Consider the following 18,182-nt stretch of genomic DNA (forward strand, 5'->3'; position numbering starts at 1 on the left):
TGCCGGATTCGCGATCGACTTTGTCCACTTGGCGGATAAAGGGTATACCCTGGCCAACACCCGCCGTTTCTTTGAGTAACCATTCAGAAAAACTCAAAAAAAATAAGGTTATGGAACAAGCAATCAAATCTCAAAACAACATGAAACAAGTCGAAAAAGTCCTCTACACAGCAAAAACCCACACCACCGGCGGCCGCGAAAAGGGCGTAGCCCGCAGCTCAGACGGCCACCTGGACATTAAGCTCACCACACCCGGCACCCCCGGAACCGGCACCAACCCCGAGCAGCTGTTTGCCGCTGGCTGGTCAGCCTGCTTCGAAGGCGCCATCGCCATCGCCGCCCGCAAATTGAAGGTCACCCTCCCCGGCGAAACCGCCATCGACGCCGAAGTGGACCTCTGCCAAACCGACGGCGCCTACTTCCTCCAAGCCCGCCTCAACGTGAGCCTCCCCGGCCTGGACCGCGAAATAGCCCAAACCCTGGTAGACGCCGCACACCAAACTTGCCCCTACTCCAAAGCCATCCGCGGCAACGTAGACGTCACCATCAACTTGGTTTAAACCAAATTGACCAGAAAAAAGATAGCCTACCCGTTGCCATCCGGTAGGCTATCTTTTTTTATTAACCCCAAAACAAATTACAAACACCTTTGCCCCGACTTTGCGCCTTAGCGTCTTTGCGGTGAAGAACCACACTACACCGCCTTCACGCTATCGCTCCTCCAGCCACCCCAAAAAAGCACTAGTCTTCTCCTTTCCAATCAACAACTTATCCGGACTAGGGATCACCAGTCGCACAAACAACTTCCGCGCAAAATAATGCTCCACCTCCTTCACGGCCCCGAAGTTGATCAAATACTGCCGGTTCACCCTAAAAAACTGCTTGGGCGACAGTACGGCCGCCAACTGATCCAGCGACTGCGCAATAGTATACTCCTGCTGCTGAAAAGTCACCAGCGTGGTCGCGTCTTCTTTGATATAAAAAAAAGCAATCGCATCGGTTTGAACGGTGGTGTATTTGTTGTTCTTGAAAACCAGAAAACTTTTCTTCCCATCGTCCACCCCGATCTTGCTCATCAACGCATTCCAATCCGGCACAGACTCCTGCTGGAAGAAGTTTTTGAACCCCTCGACCTTTTCCAAAGCGTTGAGAATATCCTGCCTGGAAAAAGGCTTTAGCACATAATCGATACCGTTTGCTTTGATGGCCTCCATGGCATATTGGCCATAGGCCGTGCAAAAAATAATAGGGCAGCGAAGGGTAATGGTCTTAAAGATCTCGAAGCTCTGGCCGTCGGCCAGTTCGATGTCCAGAAAGACCAGGTCGGGTTCCTTGTTCCCGGAAAAATAGGCCACGGCGCTTTCGATGCTCTGCAATTGCGCAATGATCTTATAAGAAGGCCGGAGGGTTGTGATCAGATCGGCGAGCGATTTTGCGGCCTTGAGCTCGTCTTCAATGATTACGATATTCATGGATGAGGGGCAGTTTTACTTTAAAAGAATGTTCGTCGCGAATGATCTCCACCTCTTTATTCAAAAGATGCAGGTAGCGCTGGTTGATATTTTCCAATCCCAATCCCAAAGAAGGCTCGGGTGTTCTTTTGGGTTGAAGGCGGTTCTCTACAACCACGTAGCCCGGGTCTGAATACAACTGGATGTGCAGCGGACGATCCAGCGACACCGTATTGTGCTTGATACAATTCTCGACGAGCAGTTGCAAGGTGAAGGGGGGGATGAATGTAGCCTGCTGTTGCTGATCAATGCGGATCGAAAGGTCGATGCCGTCTTCAAAACGCGCCTTGAGCAAGTACACATAGGCATTCAATATATCCAGTTCTTCCGAAAGCTTGATCAGGTCATGTTTCCGGTTTTCCAGCGTGAACCGGTAAAAATCGGAAAGCTTCAAAATGAAGTCGACCGAGTGGGCATCGTGGCTTTCCACCATGTATTTTAAAGTATTCAAACTGTTGAACAGGAAATGCGGATTCACCTGCTGTTTGAGCAATTCGTACTGGGCGCCGAGGTTATCCGTTTTGGTGCGCTCCAACTCGATGCTCACCTGTTGATTGTGATAGCTCTGATACAGCAAGTGAAGGAACATATAAAACGTCAGGTTGATCAGGATGCCCCGGATCTCCACCATCAACATCGCCGGCCCAAAATCCAGGTGTGATAAAAGCAGTTGTTGAAACCAAGCCAGAAACAACATCACCCCGATGCCCAACGCCAGGCTCTTGACGAGCCGCCCAAATGAAAAGCCGCTCGCCACATCCCGCGAAGAGTAGGCGGGGAGCGTCATGATATTATAGTACCACACGAACAGCGAAAACAAAAACGTGATCAGGGAGTTGACCACCGCCTCGTAGGGATTGAAATGAGGTTCAGCAATTTTGGGAACGGCGATCAGCACACCCAGAAAAAGAGAGCTTAACCAAATGGTCCTATTCGAGACCTCAAATGTTTTTTTACGCATGCTCCAAATATAGGGTTTAAATGACCTTTTAGTTTCCACCTCATGACATCACCCACCCAATCCCGCTGCTAAACTAGGATGGAGGGGCGACGATCCCATACGGCAAATCCCTCCGGGTGGACAATATCGATCGTGAAACAGGCAGTCCGGATCTTAATTCCAACGCCTGAATGCTGCCGCCGATTCCTGGCTCCGGATTAATGGCCCCTGGATTCAATCCCCGATTGAAAATCAAATCGATTCACGGCCGTAATATGTCCGTCCATCTTGTTCTGGACAAACCCAATGAGCTCCCAACCCTTTTCCGTAAAGTCACCGGGAAGTTCCATCGCGATCTCCTTTTTACGATCCCCACCCAGCGGAACATAAACCAAACGGCGCACGATCTGCACGTGCGATAAGCGCCTGCCGGAATTCTCGCCGGCCCTTACATTGCTTTGTGCCGATCGCTGCACGAGGGTCAGCACGAGCTCCGAATTTTTTTCATCGCCATCAACCTGGTAGCGGACGTTGACTTTGCCACCCTCTACCGTGCCTTCAAGAATCAACGTGGTTGTGGCCTTCTGCTCCAACCCATTGGCAATCGCTCCGAGAATGGGACCACCGTGAGAGCCGACATACTCGCTCTTGCCATTCACGACAACTTGCGGCGTGTACAAGGTCTGGAGGTCCAGCCACTCGGCGTATTGATGCTGTCTTTTTGTAAATTCCGGATCACCGAACGAGTCTTTCCAACCTTGGTGATCCCAATAGTCAACATGAAACGCCAGGACGTAAACGTGATCTTGGTTGCTCTTTTGAATTTTGTCGATCAGTTCGTCGGCCGGTGGACAACTGGAACAACCTTCGGAGGTGAAGAGCTCCACAACCGCAAAACCCGGTTGATTTTCCCCGGTCTGTTGTTTAGTATGGACGTCTTCAACATGCGTTTTTTTCACCACCGCTGCCACGGCAGCCAACACGCCCAACAAGCCGATGGCGAGCGTAAATACTCTGATTGCTTTCATACCTTTTTTGTTTTGATTTCTATCGTCTGATCCATGAACAGCGCTTCATGACCGTTCATGCATCAAAAGTACTTCTTCCGGAAGCCCGCTTCCGACAACAAAATGGCCGGCTGTCCAAACTCGTCCGTGAAGCCGGCAAATGCGGGGGTGGAGTGACCGGGACCTCAGGTCCGTATTTTTTTTGTACCTTATTGATAAACCATTATGCTATGGATTTAGAAAAAAACTCCCCGTTGCGCTGGAATTTTACAAAGGGCATCCTTTTCAGATTCGTGTTTTCTTATCTGGTGCTTTGTATCTGGCCATTCCCCTTGTATTTCATTCCGTATTCCTGGTATGTATATCAACCGGTTCAAAGGTTGTTCGGGCAAATGGCCAATGCGGTTGGACCGTTGCTGCTGGGTAAATACTACCTCTCTTCGTCCATGATCGCCAGCAGCGATACATCGTATAAATATGCCCTGACCTTTGTTTTTCTGATGTTGGCAGCCGCCAGCACGTTGATCTGGTCGGTCATTGATCGCAGGCGATGGGCCTATGAGAAACTTTCCGCGGGATTGAATCTGCTGGTTCGATACTACCTTGCCCAGGCCCTGTTGATTTACGGTTTCCTCAAGGTCATTCCCCTCCAGTTCCCGGAACCGACCGTAGCACGTCTGACGGAGACCTACGGAGATTCTTCCCGCATGGGTCTGCTTTGGACCTTTATGGGGGCATCTCCTGCCTACACCATCTTCACAGGCGCAGGAGAGGTGCTGGGAGGAACGCTTTTACTTTTTCGACGCACCCGCTTATTGGGCGCTGTGATTTCAGCTTTTGTTTTAACACACGTCTTTGCGCTCAACATATTCTATGATGTTCCCGTGAAATTATATTCGTTCCACCTGTTGTTCATGTCGCTCTTCCTGATCACCCCCGACGCACAACGGCTGGCCAACCTGTTCGTATTGAACAAACCGGTCGCTCCCGAACTGCCGGCGACGCCGGTAGCGGATGTGAGGCTTCGATGGTTGGGCATCATCGTACAGACCGGATTGATCGGCCTTATTTTTTTTCAACCCCTGTATTCCGCCGTGTCGCAAAAACGGGAACTAGAGACCAGAGCCGCCGGGATGGAAAAAGTTGACGTCGTTGGGGAATTTGAAGTGTCTTATTTCATTCTCAACAACGACACCCTGCAGGCTGTCGAAACTGAAAAGCGACGGTGGAAGAATGTACGGCTTGGCGGAAACTCCATGCAAATCACCTACATGGATGGACTGTCGATCCCCTGGCTTTGCTCCATCCGGAACGGCTCAAAAAAGATCAAGGTCCTTTCGAAAGACCTTTCCACCACAGGTGAATTTCGTTTCGAAAAAGAAGGGGAGTGGCTCTCGCTGCGCGGAACGTTGAACCAGGACTCCCTGCGCATTGTCTCCCGGTATACGTCGGCAAATGCTTTTTTATTATACCGCGAGTTTCATTGGATCAGTGAGGAACCTTTCTATCACTAATCGCTAAGCTGCGTAAGGACAAAGGAACAAGGTATGGTGACTCTTAGTAGACATTGTCAAATATAAATACTTCGGTGGTGGCCGGTTTTTCGCCTCGTAAGGTCGCATCCAGAAAATCTGCGTAGGTAAAGCCGTCGACATGCTGGTAGACCTTCATGGTGTTGAACAGTATTTTTGATCTGTCGAGCTTGTCCAGAAATTGGTACATCTCTGTGAGCTTGGCTGGAAAATCAAAACATTTCAGTTTTGTGGATGCGTCTCCGTAGGTTGTCATGGAAATGACATCGGAACCTACGGAATACCTCCATTCGGCCCGGGCATAGGTGTAGGAAGGGATTAGTGTATCAAAAGTAGCCCTTCCTGGATTGGTGACGGTCAGATTGTGCAGCGGGAAAGTAATGGCGGATGCTGGAGTTCCTTCTTTAAAATACTGCGTATTGTTTCTGTTCACGGTGTTGTTGTTGAAGATAGAGGTCTGGTATCGATCAAACCCGTCTACATAGCCAAGATTTTGTGAATCTGTGTTGGCGGAGCTTAGAAAATAAGAATTGCTCTCGCCGTTCATAAATCCCAAGGCTGTCGCAGCGTTGTAACCGAAGTAATCTATTTTCAGAATTTTATCCGCCGGTTTGAAATCCGTATTGTAATCGAGATCCAATTGATCCTGCGGTTTGATGCCGGTCTTTAGAAAGTAGACAGGAGTTTCTCCGCGCTTTCCGGTGACTAGCACCTTTGCAGGACTTTCCCGCAAAGTGTACGCCAGGACAAGAGAGTTGTTTTCGAAAGACTCTTCTACGGGCCTGTCCACGGAAGGATTTTGCTGCCGTGTCGAGAACGATAGATTGAGGAGCGGATCACCGGATTCTACATAGTTGGCGATCGAAAAGATGGCGGCCCCCAAATCATTGCCCCGGGTGGGAATCGGATCATCCGGTAATTCTATTGTTGTTTTTACCGGAACGCCCATGTAAGTTGTGAATGTAAAATTGTTGGATTGTGAGTCTGGGTCACCTTTGCGACAGAGCGTCACGTTTATTTTGCTTAATTCCGTAGAGGCCTTGAGCTCCGTCAATCCTCGTCCGCAGCCTTTGATGTCCAATACTTCCCCATTGTCGTCGGTTGCATAAACCCAATACCAATTTGCCCATTGCGTGCCCACCTCGATGGAAAGGATGACTTCGGGCGTTTGTTCAGGCTCGGGATCGTCTTTTTTAGAACAGGCTAAAACAAGGGCACACAGTGTAGCGACGAGGATGAGTTTCCGGGGGAACATAGGCATAACAAATGTTGTGGATGGTGATGTCCTCAAGGGACTAGGATGCGCTAGTTAACTTGGATTTAAAAAACATGGTAGAGGCATCCAACAGGAAGTTAGTAAAAATTATTGAGCCGGCTGCCGGACTTCCAGGGTATAGTCCGACGAAATATCGTCGGTGCCAACGAAATATCGTTGGCTATCGGAAATAAAACCACTCAGGCGAGCTCCATTCGGCCTTTTCTCCCGGCATGCGAGTTGTGAAGGGCCCTGGCATGACCCTCTCATCCAACGATCAAAATTCAAACGCAACGTCCCGCCTGGGCCTTTTCATGACCCTCATCGCCCTGGAGGCCATGGCTTGCGACGTGCCGCGTATCGACTGCACAGCACACTTCAACATGTTGGTCACCGCTTTCCGCATCGCCTTTATGGCGCTGGAAAATGCTTCGCTCCGAAACTATGTTCACTTAATCTCAATACTTTATGGCACGCTTGTCTTTAGAACTGCTAAAAGATTTGCAATCCCGGGCCACCCCTGGAAAATCATTTATCCTCCGCATCGATGGCGATGATGTCTTCATCCGTAAGTTCCCCGACATGAGCAACGTGGTGTGGACCCCAAAGCAAAAAAAGCAACGCTCACTTTTTGCCCAGGCACAGGCCTACGCCAAAGAATTTCTGTCCGATGTGGCACGGGCCTCGCAATACAAGGAAACATTAAAGCCGGGTCAGCGGGCCTACAACCAACTCATTGCCGAGTATATGATCCGGGCCAGGCAAAATCCGTAGGGAATAGCCTACGGATTTTCGATCACCAGCGTGACGCTGCTCCGTCCTTTTTGATTGAAGGCCTTTGCTTTGACCACGCCCTTTGTTTTGATGGGCGTTTCATAGCGTGTGCTGTTCATCACAGGCTCCGATCCATCCGTCGTATAGCGGATGTCAAAGCCCGGTACTTCCAGGTTCAGGGCAACGCTTCCATTTTCAACGGTTGCGCCAGGGTAGGGAATGTGGTAGGCGTAGCCACCCTGGAAAACATCGAGCCGCGGTAATTCTTTTTTGCCCAGCACATTCATGAACACCGACCACCGGGTTTTGTAGAGTGCGAGGGATTTCGCGGCGTTGGGTTCGCGCTCCCAATCGGCCTCGGGAGCCCAGGCGCGTTCGGCGAGCGCCAGCAACCGGGGGAGCAGCATGTATTCCACCAGTTCCTGCCGGGCCAGGTTCTCGACCCACAGCGCGCCCTGCAATCCCTTGATGTGTGCTTTGCCCGCAGCGCTCAGTTTTTCTTTTCCATTGAAATAATCGTTGGGCAGGGGCTTCCCCGCAAGGTCGGTGGTGGTGTTCCGGTAATAGTCGAATGGAACGAAGGAATAGACTTTCTGTAAGTCGATCAATCCCACCCAGGCGTCGCCGGGCTCTTCGAAGGCGGGTGCGTGGGCCATGTCAAAGTAGAAGTGATCCACACAGGCGAGCACGATGTCGTAGCCTTTGTTCGCCATCTGGTAGGGCATGGCTTCGTGCCCCCCGGCGTTCCACCAGGCGTCGACCAGCACGTTGCCGTTTTTGAAGTCGGGGATGTCCAGCACTTCGCGCGAGTCGTCGCTTTTTTGTACGCCTGTCACCAGTTCTTCCCACCCATAGAGCATGAGGCCGTGCTCCCTCAGTATTTCTTTCATGCGTATAAAATAATGGCGCCACAAATCGGTGGACGTTTTAAGCGAAGCATTCTCTTTCTGAAACGCCGCCACTGCGGGTGACTTTTCCCACGAGCCGGCAGGCACTTCGTCGCCTGCCATGTGGATCATAGTGAGGGGGGCGTTGGCGTCTTTGTACATGCGCTGTAGCTCGGTCACCACTTTGTCGATGAAGGCGTAGGTCGAAGGCAAGGCAACGTTCATCACATTGTCGTTGAAATACTGATTGCTGCGGTATACCGATCGGTCGTTGACATCGCGAAGCAAGTAACGTTCGGCCTCGGCACGATTGTTTTCCTGCATATATTTCTGGTAACGCGCATCCATCGAAAGAATGGCAGCCCGCGCGTGGCCCGGCGATTCGATCTCGGGGATCACACGGATGTGCCGGCGGGTGGCATAGCGCAAGATCTCCAGGAAATCTTCGCGTGAATAATGTCCGCTGCCTTGCGGTTTGCCGGGTGTGGCGCCCGAGCCATAGGAGGGATGCAGCCGTTGATTGTTCTGAAACGGATAGCCGCGAACAGAACCTATTTCCGTCAGCTCCGGCAACCCGGGAATTTCCAGTCGCCAGCCTTCGTCGTCACTAAAGTGAAAATGAAATACATTCAACTTATACAGCGACATCACATCCAGTATGCGAAGCACTTGCTCTTTCGACTGAAAGTTGCGTGCCACATCCAGCATAAATGCGCGCATCGGAAAACGCGGTTGGTCTTTTATTTCGGCACAAGCCAGGGTCAGGTTGCTGGTGTTTGTGGAGCGAATGTCGGATGGGAAAAGAGATTGCAATGAGCGCAGTCCATAAAACGCCCCGGCGCCGTCGCCGGCCGCGATGGTGATGCCCTGTGGTGTGATGCTGAGGCGGTAGGCTTCTGCGGGAAGTGTTTCTTTTTTAAATGAGATGTTTTTTGCATTGGCCGATGCCGGGGAAGGAGCAGGCGTGTTGAACATCGCCTTCAATTCTTCCTGGAGAAAATCAGCTTCGTGCTGAAAAGCAGGATCTGCAGTAATGTGCACATCGCCTGTCAACGTAAGCGTTCCCGTCTTGGCAACAAGTGCAGCAGGGGTAGGGAAGACAGCCGGGAGTTCGGCCAGCGGAATGTCGCGAACGATTTTGTTTTGATCATAAACTCCACGATAGTCCGGTGTCGGCAAATTGTCTTTGCGATCAATCGTTGGATTCGCCAGCGCGATGGCCCGCGTTGAATCCGCATCCCAGGTCAGAAACAAACCGGAAGGAACATCCTGGTAATTGGCAACCGGCGCTTTCCCCGAATAGTCCAGTGTGAACGACTGCCCGCTTGCAACAGGCTGAAACGACGCGGTAGGCACCACATAAAAAAGCTCTCCACTCACCTGCCGGATCGCTGCAACAGCACTCGACGATTTCAAATCGTACCCATGATACCGCAAATTAAAATACAAACGCCACCCCGAAGCCGGCAACACCTGCTCCGACGTATTTTTAATGACCAACCTGGCCTGAAACCGCGGCACCTCCGCCGAAGTATTCCGAACCAACTCCCACGCTACCTGCACCGGAGCCTCACCCTCCTCAGACCGGGCACGCACACTACAACCACTCACCCACACCACGCAGGCGAGCCATACCGTCACTAAAAACATTTTGCTATTCATATGATTTTGCATTTGCGATTTTGTATTGTTCCCTCAACAAACTCGTGATCCGCATGCTGACCTCAACGGCTCCCGCATCCCATCTCATTACTGATCACTAACTCCTGGCTCCTGACTCCTGGCTTCTGACTCCTGAATTCCGACTACTAAATAACTACCCCCATTTCCCCGATACTTTCCCTATTTTGATTACTTTATACCCTAATTTGTTCTATCAAGAATCGATTCCTGCTTTTTTATAGCTTCGTCACACAAAATAGGTTACCCATGAAAGCCCTCTACGAAAAGATCATTCCCCCAGAGACCAGCTCCTTCAAGGCCTATGCCTACGAAAAAGAAGCCTTCGATACCCCCTGGCATTACCACCCCGAGTATGAGCTCACCTACATCACCGCGAGCCGTGGTGTTCGTTATGTGGGCAGCAGCTTTGAGAATTTTGAAGAAGACGACCTGGTGTTGCTGGGCCCCAACCTTCCGCATTGCTGGAAGAACAACGGGCCGCAACCCTGCGCGGGAGCCATCGTGTTCCATTGGGGCAACGACCTGTTGGGCGACCGCTGGCTGGAGAAGCAAGAGTTCAAATCCATACACAAGTTGTTGCGTCTGGCCGAAAATGGTTTGTGTTTCGAGCGAAGCTTTGCCCAACCCTTGAAAGAAAAGTTACTTCATGCCTTGCAACGCTCGCCGCTGCAAAAGCTGTTGGCCTTGCTCACCACCCTGGAAGAGATGGCGGTCACCACAAAATATCATGTGCTCAGCGCCGACGGATTCAGTTTCGACATCAAGTCCATCGATCACGAACGGCTCAATACGGTTCAGGACCATGTGGGGAAACACTATGCGGAAAAGATCACGCTAAAAGAAATGTCCAGCCGCGTTCACATGACGGAGGAGTCGTTCTCGCGGTTCTTCAGCAAGATCATGGGCAAGCCGTTCTTCTATTTTCTGAACGAGTATCGCATCCGCATGGCGTGTCAACTACTCATTGCCTCTGACCTGCCGGTGGTGCAAGTGGCTTTTGCTACAGGGTTCGAGAGCCTGCCGTTTTTTCACCGACAGTTTAAAAAATACAAACACTGCTCGCCGGGCGAATTCCGCAAAAACTACAGAGGACTGGCCTGATGGTGCTATTGCGCTAACGATTCTTTTAGCGGCCAATGAAAACAAAGCAGGTACCCGTCAGGATCTTTCACATACAGCGCCTTCCACCCGTAGCCCGTGATGATAGGTTTCTCAACAGCGATCCCCTTCGTCAATAAAAAAGCATACCACGCATCCACATCCGGGCAACCGAAATATAACGAGGTGTCTTCATGCGCCGCGATGCGCGTGAGATCAGGAGAGGATGGCCGTTGATCTTGTTCATAACCCGTGTTCAACATCACCTCAATCTCATTGCGCCGCAGCAAAGCCCAATCGAAATGTTCCCCCTGCGGCGTGGACGTCGAGACTACCTCGAACCCAATGACTTCCGTATAAAATTTTATAGCCGTAGGCATATCAAATACCTGAAACAAGGGCGCCATACCCTGAAGAGCAATACTTTCCGGATTCATGCAATTAAAATAACAATTTTATCCACGGGCACAGCCTCTCAACAACTAATTACTGCCTACTGGCTCCTGGCTTCTGGCTCCTGAATTTCAATTCCCCCGCTTCAGACTCGTCCTACTCGCCAACTCCTTCACTACCTGATAAAGAAATTCCTGTCCCTCATAAAACGCTTTCACCCCAACGCGTTCATCTTTACCATGCGCCCGCACATCGTTAATATCGGCAAAGATGCCACACACGCCATACGTAGGAATGCCTCCATTGCGCAAGTACGCCCCATCCGTAGCTCCGGTCGACATGGTCGGCACCACCGGCACTCCGGGCCACATCTTCTGCGTGATGCGCTCGATCGGTCCGAACAGTTCCGGGTTCAGCGGCGACGGGGGACTCATGTTCGCCACGTTCTTGGCCGTGACGGTGATCTCGCTGTCATGGAAGACGCTGACCAGGGTGGCCTTCACTTTTTCGGGATCTTCGCCCGGCAGCATGCGGCAGTTCACGGTGGCCGTGGCGGTTTGAGGCAAGGCGTTGTCGGCATGGCCGCCCTGGATGCGAGTGGCCACGCAGGTGGTGCGGAGCAGGGCGTTGTAGTTGGGGAAAGCCGAGAGGCGCTTCAGTGCTTCCGGATCGAAGGGCGTTTTCAAAATGCCTTTCATGTCTTCGGCCAGCGTGCCGGTCTCTATTTTTGAAGAACGCTCGAAGTACACGCGGGTGCCTTCGTTCAGGTTCATGGGAAAATCGAAGTTGGACAGGTTGTCGAGCGCGTGCGCCAGTTGATATATGGCGTTGTCTTTGCGGGGTTGCGAACTGTGGCCGCCGCGGTTGTGCGCTTCCAGCACAAAGCTTTGAAATACTTTTTCGCTGAGCTGCACCTGGTTCAGAATTTTCTTGCCGTCTTTTTCCTGACCGCGGCCTCCTTCGTTGAGGGCATACTCGGCGTCGATGAGGTCTTTGTGATTTTCGAGGAGCCATTTCACCCCGTTGTTCTCACCGCCTTCTTCATCGGCTGTGAGGGCCACGATGATGTCGCGATCGGGTGTGAAGTGTTCTTTCTTCATGCGCACCAGGTTGGCCACAAAGATGGCTGCCATGGCTTTGTCGTCGCTGGCGCCGCGGGCATAGTAGAAGCCGTCGATCTCTTCGAACTTGAACGGATCGGTGGTCCAGTCTTCGCGCAGGGCTTCCACCACGTCGAGGTGGGCCAGGAGTAGCAGGGGCTTGCGTTTACCACTTCCCCGCAGGGTGGCCACCAGGTTGCCTTTGCGATCGGTGGGCCCGCCGATAAAGAGGTCTTTGTCGGTGAAACCTGCCGCTTTCAGTCGCGCAGCCATGGCTTCGGCGGCTTGGGTAGTGTTGCCCACGGAGTGGGTGGTGTTGATCTCGATGAGCTCTTTGAAGATGTCGCGTGTGAGCTTCTGGTCGGGTTGGGAGGAGGCGCCAGTGGCGAGGAGCATCAGGCATACGCATAGGCCTGAGCAGAGGGTTACATGCCGCATAGATTTAGGTTAATGGTTAACTCCCCTAAAATAGTCAAAATTACACAACGCCGGTCGTGATTATGACGGCCGGCCTATGCTAAAAATGACAACGGTTGCAGAGCATGTATCCACGTAGAATCATTTCAAGATTTCACGTAGCGGACGGCGCATCCTTCGCATCCACCACCACCGTACCCTTTACTCCGGCCGTGGAAGAAATGGCATAGACCGTCGTGCTATCACCAGGATTGGAATTTCCTTCCACCCGGTCGATCTCATCGACATGAAAATCCTCCGGATCGAGCCGCAGGTCCAGATCGCTGCAGTACAGGCAGAAAGAGTCTGTTGCCAGATCATCTTCGTAGCCCTTTTTCTTTAAGGCTGACAAAGCATCGTCAAGAGATTCATAGTTTTGCATATCCTTTGATTTTTTAGGTTGATCAACTATTGTTTTGCGGACTTTCCGGGGAAACGTTTTCTTCGCCGGACGATAACGGCAGGTCCTCCATTCGGAGGGCATCATCAAGAAATTCACTGCCCTCATCCATATAGAGCGGGCGCTCATGATGAATAAGCGTGTGTGTATCGGATGGCTCTTTCAGATCATGATTCGTGGGATGTAAGAAGAAGAGGTTCATGATGTTTTGATTTAGGTTGTTGAATAGATTCTTTTCTCCAAGTAAAGACGAGTGAAAGTTTGGTCTGCTGACTTGTTGATTTGCCGTGTTGTTGGCCGGTTTTCATAAGGATCATACGCCGGCATAGGGATATCCTGATGCACGAACAGGTGGAAAGTGCATTCCCGTTTTTACAACCGCCTCGGCAAGCTGTCACCCGTCATCTTCGTTTCAACAGCCAGCAGACCAAAGAAGAAATTTTTTAAACTTTTTGAGGTTGGCTTCGCAGCCATTTTTCATAGCTGATCTTCCCCAGCTTGGCACGCCCGTCGGAAGGTACCAGGGCAGCGTTGGGAATTTCACCGCCATAATACTGGGAACGGCTGTTGGGTACTACCTGGCGGGAGTCGCTCGTGTCGTGGAGATAGCGGGTGACAAACTCCGGCATGGTTAGACGTTCGGGGCCGGCGATCTCCTGGATGCCTTTGATCGGTGCTGCCAGTGCCGCCTCGGCCACGAAGGCTGCCACGTCATCAGAGGCGATAGGTTGGAATTGAACCGCCGAAATATGCACTTGCGTTCCGTCGGTGGCTTGGTTCGCGATGCCCGGCAGGAAATCCAGGAACTGTGTGCTTCGGATGATGGTAAAGGGAACGCCCGACCGTTTGATCAGATCTTCCTGAACGAGTTTCGCGCGCATGTACCCCACATTCTGCATAAGGTCGACACCCACAATAGAAAGTGCGAGGTGATGCTTCACGCCGGCATTGATCTCCGCGGCCAGCAAATTGCGGCCCGCGGTTTCAAAGAATTCCATGACCGCCTTGTCTTCAAAAGAGGGTGAGTTGGCCAGGTCAATAACAACATCCGTATGGTTCATGGCTTCGGCTAAGCCTTCCCCGGTAATCGTATTGATGCCGGTGGCGGGAGCACCGACGATCACCTCGTGACCTCCCTGACGAAGAATGGCAACTACTTTGCTTCCAATGAGGCCGGAGCCTCCGATAACTACGATTTTCATAATGTTATTTTTTAGAATGGTTGATTTGATCCTATAGAGGCCAACCAGATGCCAGTTCGTCAAGTAATTGATTGTCAGATATGTAATAAAATCCAGCCGCTAATTTTTCACTGTATTTCGTGAAAGCACGAAAAGTTTCACGAAATAAGAGGACTAAATGGGCCGCGATGGCGTGATCAATTGGAAAAGTAGTCGGCTTTGGTAATGCCCAACTTTTTCATTTTGGAGTGCAGCGTATTGCCGGGGATCTTCAAGATTTCAGCAGCGCTACCGGCACCTGAAACTTTACCGGCACAACGTTTCAAGGTTTCAATGATATAACTGCGTTCAACTTCCTCCAATGAGCGATTTAAAAGAAACGCCTGCTCTTTCTTTTCCGCGTCGGCATGCTGGGGTATGTATACATCATCCAATGTACCGTCGGTTGCCAACAATATGCTGCGTTCTATTAGATACTCCAGCTCTCTCACATTGCCAGGCCACGTGTAGCTACGCAGTTGTTGGATTACCTTGGGGGCCACTTTCCTGATCTTACGGCCGGTATTCCGGCTGTACTTCTCTACAAAAAAATGGGTGAGGGGTTCGATATCGTCCGACCGGTCGCGTAACGGTGGCAAATGAATGGGAAACACATTGAGACGGAAATACAAATCGGCGCGAAAACGACCGGCTTTCACTTCCTCTTCCAGGTTGCGATTCGTGGCAGCAATCAAGCGGACATCGATCTTTATGGTTTGTTTGCCACCCAGGCGTTCCAGTTCGCGTTCTTGTATGACACGCAACAATTTTGCCTGTGCTTCGAGCGGCAATTCACCAATTTCATCGAGGAACACAGTACTATTATTACCCAGTTCAAATTTGCCAATGCGCCGGTCAAGGGCCCCGGTAAAAGCACCCCTTTCATGACCAAACAATTCGCTTTCGATAAGATTTGCCGGCAAGGCAGCGCAGTTGACTTTTACCATCAACTTGTCTTTTCGTGGCGATGCATTATGAATGGCACGCGCGATAAGTTCCTTGCCGGTGCCGGTCTCACCCAAGACCAACACGGTCGTATTGGAATCGGCCACCAGCGACATCAGCCGATATACTTTTTGCATCTGTTCGCCGCCACCGATGATCTCTGAAAAATTATAAATGGTTTTGATCTGCTCCTTCAGGTAATCATTCTCCACCTCCAGTTGCTTTTTATAGGCCAGTAATTTTTCATTGGCCAGTATATTCGCAATCGCAATGGAGATCTGTGCGCAGATGCCTTTCACGATCAAAGGACTCAAGCGGTTGGCCAGCAACCAGATCGTGCCGATGTTTTTGTCACCGACGCGCAGCGGCAGGCTGTACATATTCTTCAACCCGGTTGTTTTCCAGAGTTGTGCGTAGGCGTTCCCGCTCTTGAGTTCTTCTTCCACGTTAAACACCAACCCGTCCTTGCTGGCCAGCACCTGCGCGGTATAGGTTTCATCGATCGTGATGCGGTGGGCTGACATTTTATCAAAATCCACTTTTGCATTTTCAAACAATGTACGGTCAAACATAAACGGCAACATATGTACCCCATCCTCATCGATCACCCGGAGCATGGCGAGTTTCGTATGCAATATTTTATCCAGCACTCTGAAAATGGCGGTCTGCAGCTCAAGTTTCGTTCTGGCCTGCGTCACGTCATTGCTGAAATCCAGCAGGAAGGCCTGCTCTTCCTGTTTCTGACTGATTTGCTCGTTGGCCATGATGTTGGCCAGCGCGATGGAGATCTGTGCGCAAATCCCTTGCAACAACGGGATGTTGATCTCTTCAATGTCCAGGAACAAAATGCCATGATTCGTCTCCCCGTTACGCAACCGGATGCCGACGATCTCTTTGAATCCCATCCCTTTCCAATACTGTAAGTAGGCTGAGGTGATACCGCGTTGTATTTCCCGATCCACATTGAACAATAAAGGGATCGCACTATCGAGTATGCGGTTCTGGAGTCCGTCGTTGATGGGGTATCGCGCGCTCTCCAGTGCCCTCACTACTTTTGGATCATGTGTTTTGGTGAGGTCGTAGACATAAGGACTCATGGTCGTGTTGTCGTCATTGATCCTGCGGATCACAAAGCCACCCGGCGGATTTAGCTTGCCGAGTGCAGCGCGAACGGCACGCGCAAGCTCCTCTTTCGTCCTTACCGTGGCGATGTCGCTGCTAAACTCGAGCAGGAATGATTTTTCTTTTTCCTTCTTCAGCAGTTCCTCATTTTTGATAATGTTGGATACGGCGCTCGATAACTGAGGCGCAACACCTTTGATGACATTTCGAAATTCGTTGCTAAAGCTGCCCGGTTTGTCGGAATAGATGTGAATAAAACCCATCGGCTTGCCTTCTTTCATGAGCCGGGTCATGAGAATTTCTCGCACGCCTTTTTCATAGTTCACGCGGAGAAAAGCAGGGCTTTTGGGTTTGTCCATGATCTCTTCCAACAAAAAAGATATCGGTTCTTCTGCCTGCAACACGGCCTGGATGAAGGGTTCGTTCAAGGAAAACCTGGCCTGCACCATTTCGTTGTACCGGGCGTGCGTCCGGATGGGAGACCCGTCATTGTCCAGCAAGAAAGGGACATAGGTTTCGTCTTTGCGGTCGATCAGGGTAACGATGGTATGCGTAAAGTAAAATAACCCTTTGATCCGTTTTCTAAAAAGCGTGAGCAGGTCATTCTTTTCCCGGACCCGGGTGATGTCATCTCCCAATTCCAGCAAAACCTTTCTTTCCTGCTCCAGCGTCGGCGGGACGGGAACGGCGGTTTCAGGTGGCGGGAGCTTTGCGCTTTTCATGAAAGCAAGTTATGTAAAATACGGTTTGGAGACAGAAATATTCGACATCCTCTGGCTTTTTAAAGGCAGACGTTATTTTGAGCACCAGGTCATTCTTTTCGACTTATGGAGGTAATGTTTGCATGAATATTGGGGGAAGGTTTATCTTTGGTTCCCCCGCGCCGGAGATGCATTTATTTTTTTTAAGAACGATTCTGTGGGCAAGACAAAAAAGGAAAAACTTCCACAATACAAGCTCGAACACTACGCCGGTGCACACCGTTCCGGGGAGCAAAGTGTCGATTTCGGTTATAACACCCTGGAAGAATCGCTTAAAATTCCCGGGTTCGAATTGTATTCCACCCAAGGGCTACGGGAGCGCATCGGTCCGCTTAAATCTTTTTTCTACAGGATCGGATTCACGCTGGCAGGAGGTGTGTCGGTTGAACTGGGATTGGAGAAATATAGCCACAGCAGGGGTACGGTAAATTTCACGGCCATCAACGACATCTTTTCGCTCTATGACCCGACGCACGATTTTTTTGGCTACTACATGCTGTTCACGCCTGCATTCATGCAGGAAGAGCAAATGTTGTCGCGAAAGCTTGGCGACGAATATCCTTTTTGGCACCCGTCCAATATGCATTTTCTAAACTTGTCGGCCGGGGAATTGGATCAGATCGTATACTTTGCGCGGAAGATCGATGAAGAATTGCATCATCAGAAAACAGGACGGGTGGAGGCCGTGCGCATGTACCTCACGCTTATCCTGCTGGAATGCAAACGCAGCTTCGAACGTCAGGACTTGAGTTCCTACAAGGGCTTTTCGGAAAGCAACATGCTGGTGGCCAAATTCAAAAAACTGGTGGCCGAACATTTTTTGAAAGAGCGCCATGTATCCGACTACGCCGATAGGCTGGCCGTTACCCCCAATCATTTGAATAAAGTCATCAAGGAACATACGGGGCTTACCGCCCTGGAGAATATACAGGAAATGCTTTTGTTGGAAGCGAAGGCCCAGGTCCGGCACACAGACCAATCCATTTCCGAGATCGCCTACGCCCTGGACTTCAGCGACCCGGCGTCATTCAATCGTTTCTTCAAACGCTCCACCGGCGTTACACCCCTCGATTTTCGCCAGAAAGCATAATCCGGACA

General features: G+C 50.9%; 16 protein-coding genes. 5 read left to right on the top strand and 11 right to left on the bottom strand.

All coding sequences use genetic code 11. The annotated features are described in order from the left end of the window. Positions 1-110 precede the first annotated feature (110 nt). Positions 111-560: an organic hydroperoxide resistance protein gene (locus tag D4L85_RS22265; RefSeq protein ID WP_228450579.1), complete on the top strand. Its 450-nt coding sequence runs from the start codon at positions 111-113 to the stop codon at positions 558-560. Between the two features lie 150 nt (positions 561-710). Here D4L85_RS22265 and D4L85_RS22270 read toward each other — a convergent pair whose 3' ends face one another. The 3 genes from D4L85_RS22270 to D4L85_RS22280 form a co-directional block, all read right to left on the bottom strand. Beyond that, entirely contained in the window at positions 711-1,472 is a 762-nt protein-coding gene (locus D4L85_RS22270) for a LytR/AlgR family response regulator transcription factor (RefSeq protein ID WP_119756376.1), read from the bottom strand. Next, on the bottom strand, positions 1,453-2,472 hold the full coding sequence (locus D4L85_RS22275) for a sensor histidine kinase (protein ID WP_119756377.1): 1,020 nt from the start codon (positions 2,470-2,472) through the stop codon (positions 1,453-1,455). Before D4L85_RS22275 ends, D4L85_RS22270 begins: the two co-directional genes overlap by 20 nt. Positions 2,473-2,669: 197 nt before the next feature. Next, positions 2,670-3,479: a DUF1223 domain-containing protein gene (locus D4L85_RS22280; RefSeq protein ID WP_119756378.1), complete on the bottom strand. Its 810-nt coding sequence runs from the start codon at positions 3,477-3,479 to the stop codon at positions 2,670-2,672. Between the two features lie 209 nt (positions 3,480-3,688). Here D4L85_RS22280 and D4L85_RS22285 point away from each other — a divergent pair, with 209 nt between their 5' ends. Continuing rightward, positions 3,689-4,972, top strand: coding sequence for a hypothetical protein (locus D4L85_RS22285; protein ID WP_119756379.1), 1,284 nt, complete (start codon positions 3,689-3,691; stop codon positions 4,970-4,972). A gap of 43 nt (positions 4,973-5,015) precedes the next feature. Here D4L85_RS22285 and D4L85_RS22290 read toward each other — a convergent pair whose 3' ends face one another. Continuing rightward, the gene (locus tag D4L85_RS22290; RefSeq protein ID WP_119756380.1) at positions 5,016-6,245 is read right to left on the bottom strand and encodes a hypothetical protein; all 1,230 of its coding nucleotides are present in this window, start codon (positions 6,243-6,245) and stop codon (positions 5,016-5,018) included. A gap of 468 nt (positions 6,246-6,713) precedes the next feature. Between D4L85_RS22290 and D4L85_RS22295 the strand changes: the two genes are divergently transcribed. Further along, positions 6,714-7,019 carry a hypothetical protein gene (locus D4L85_RS22295; protein ID WP_119756381.1) on the top strand — a complete coding sequence of 102 codons (306 nt, stop codon included), beginning with the start codon at positions 6,714-6,716 and terminating at the stop codon, positions 7,017-7,019. Positions 7,020-7,027: 8 nt separating this feature from the next. On the opposite strand, the gene D4L85_RS22300 is transcribed toward D4L85_RS22295, so the two are convergent. Continuing rightward, positions 7,028-9,568: a family 20 glycosylhydrolase gene (locus D4L85_RS22300; RefSeq protein ID WP_160143915.1), complete on the bottom strand. Its 2,541-nt coding sequence runs from the start codon at positions 9,566-9,568 to the stop codon at positions 7,028-7,030. Between the two features lie 267 nt (positions 9,569-9,835). On the opposite strand from D4L85_RS22300, the gene D4L85_RS22305 reads away from it, so the two are divergent. Further along, entirely contained in the window at positions 9,836-10,690 is an 855-nt protein-coding gene (locus D4L85_RS22305) for an AraC family transcriptional regulator (protein WP_119756383.1), read from the top strand. Between the two features lie 5 nt (positions 10,691-10,695). On the opposite strand, the gene D4L85_RS22310 is transcribed toward D4L85_RS22305, so the two are convergent. The 6 genes from D4L85_RS22310 to D4L85_RS22335 all read right to left on the bottom strand — a co-directional run bounded on the left by D4L85_RS22310 (position 10,696) and on the right by D4L85_RS22335 (position 17,045). Further along, positions 10,696-11,124, bottom strand: coding sequence for a VOC family protein (locus D4L85_RS22310; RefSeq protein WP_119756384.1), 429 nt, complete (start codon positions 11,122-11,124; stop codon positions 10,696-10,698). An 87-nt stretch (positions 11,125-11,211) separates the two neighbouring features. Next, entirely contained in the window at positions 11,212-12,618 is a 1,407-nt protein-coding gene (locus D4L85_RS22315) for a M20/M25/M40 family metallo-hydrolase (protein WP_228450580.1), read from the bottom strand. A 133-nt stretch (positions 12,619-12,751) separates the two neighbouring features. Continuing rightward, positions 12,752-13,018 carry a phosphoribosylpyrophosphate synthetase gene (locus tag D4L85_RS22320; protein WP_119756386.1) on the bottom strand — a complete coding sequence of 89 codons (267 nt, stop codon included), beginning with the start codon at positions 13,016-13,018 and terminating at the stop codon, positions 12,752-12,754. Positions 13,019-13,040: 22 nt separating this feature from the next. Next, a complete protein-coding gene (locus tag D4L85_RS22325; protein ID WP_119756387.1) occupies positions 13,041-13,238 on the bottom strand; it encodes a hypothetical protein in 198 nt (65 codons plus the stop codon). A gap of 241 nt (positions 13,239-13,479) precedes the next feature. After that, positions 13,480-14,238 (bottom strand): SDR family oxidoreductase, encoded by a 759-nt coding sequence (locus D4L85_RS22330; protein ID WP_119758900.1) that lies wholly within the window; start codon positions 14,236-14,238, stop codon positions 13,480-13,482. A 176-nt stretch (positions 14,239-14,414) separates the two neighbouring features. After that, the gene (locus D4L85_RS22335; RefSeq protein ID WP_119756388.1) at positions 14,415-17,045 is read right to left on the bottom strand and encodes a sigma 54-interacting transcriptional regulator; all 2,631 of its coding nucleotides are present in this window, start codon (positions 17,043-17,045) and stop codon (positions 14,415-14,417) included. A 196-nt stretch (positions 17,046-17,241) separates the two neighbouring features. Between D4L85_RS22335 and D4L85_RS22340 the strand changes: the two genes are divergently transcribed. Next, entirely contained in the window at positions 17,242-18,174 is a 933-nt protein-coding gene (locus D4L85_RS22340; protein WP_160143916.1) for a helix-turn-helix domain-containing protein, read from the top strand. Positions 18,175-18,182: the final 8 nt, after the last annotated feature.

Origin of the sequence: Chryseolinea soli, assembly GCF_003589925.1 — a bacterium.
GTDB classification, from domain to species: Bacteria; Bacteroidota; Bacteroidia; order Cytophagales; family Cyclobacteriaceae; genus Chryseolinea; species Chryseolinea soli.

Bases quoted from the DNA above. Each gene is read 5' to 3' on its own strand.
- D4L85_RS22315 (WP_228450580.1), bottom strand. From the start codon at position 12,618: ATGCGGCATGTAACCCTCTGCTCAGGCCTATGCGTATGCCTGATGCTC.
- D4L85_RS22310 (WP_119756384.1), bottom strand. From the start codon at position 11,124: ATGAATCCGGAAAGTATTGCTCTTCAGGGTATGGCGCCCTTGTTTCAG.
- D4L85_RS22305 (WP_119756383.1), top strand. From the start codon at position 9,836: ATGAAAGCCCTCTACGAAAAGATCATTCCCCCAGAGACCAGCTCCTTC.
- D4L85_RS22295 (WP_119756381.1), top strand. From the start codon at position 6,714: ATGGCACGCTTGTCTTTAGAACTGCTAAAAGATTTGCAATCCCGGGCC.
- D4L85_RS22325 (WP_119756387.1), bottom strand. From the start codon at position 13,238: ATGAACCTCTTCTTCTTACATCCCACGAATCATGATCTGAAAGAGCCA.
- D4L85_RS22335 (WP_119756388.1), bottom strand. From the start codon at position 17,045: ATGAAAAGCGCAAAGCTCCCGCCACCTGAAACCGCCGTTCCCGTCCCG.
- D4L85_RS22280 (WP_119756378.1), bottom strand. From the start codon at position 3,479: ATGAAAGCAATCAGAGTATTTACGCTCGCCATCGGCTTGTTGGGCGTG.
- D4L85_RS22330 (WP_119758900.1), bottom strand. From the start codon at position 14,238: ATGAAAATCGTAGTTATCGGAGGCTCCGGCCTCATTGGAAGCAAAGTA.
- D4L85_RS22265 (WP_228450579.1), top strand. From the start codon at position 111: ATGGAACAAGCAATCAAATCTCAAAACAACATGAAACAAGTCGAAAAA.
- D4L85_RS22320 (WP_119756386.1), bottom strand. From the start codon at position 13,018: ATGCAAAACTATGAATCTCTTGACGATGCTTTGTCAGCCTTAAAGAAA.
- D4L85_RS22290 (WP_119756380.1), bottom strand. From the start codon at position 6,245: ATGTTCCCCCGGAAACTCATCCTCGTCGCTACACTGTGTGCCCTTGTT.
- D4L85_RS22300 (WP_160143915.1), bottom strand. From the start codon at position 9,568: ATGAATAGCAAAATGTTTTTAGTGACGGTATGGCTCGCCTGCGTGGTG.
- D4L85_RS22275 (WP_119756377.1), bottom strand. From the start codon at position 2,472: ATGCGTAAAAAAACATTTGAGGTCTCGAATAGGACCATTTGGTTAAGC.
- D4L85_RS22270 (WP_119756376.1), bottom strand. From the start codon at position 1,472: ATGAATATCGTAATCATTGAAGACGAGCTCAAGGCCGCAAAATCGCTC.
- D4L85_RS22285 (WP_119756379.1), top strand. From the start codon at position 3,689: ATGGATTTAGAAAAAAACTCCCCGTTGCGCTGGAATTTTACAAAGGGC.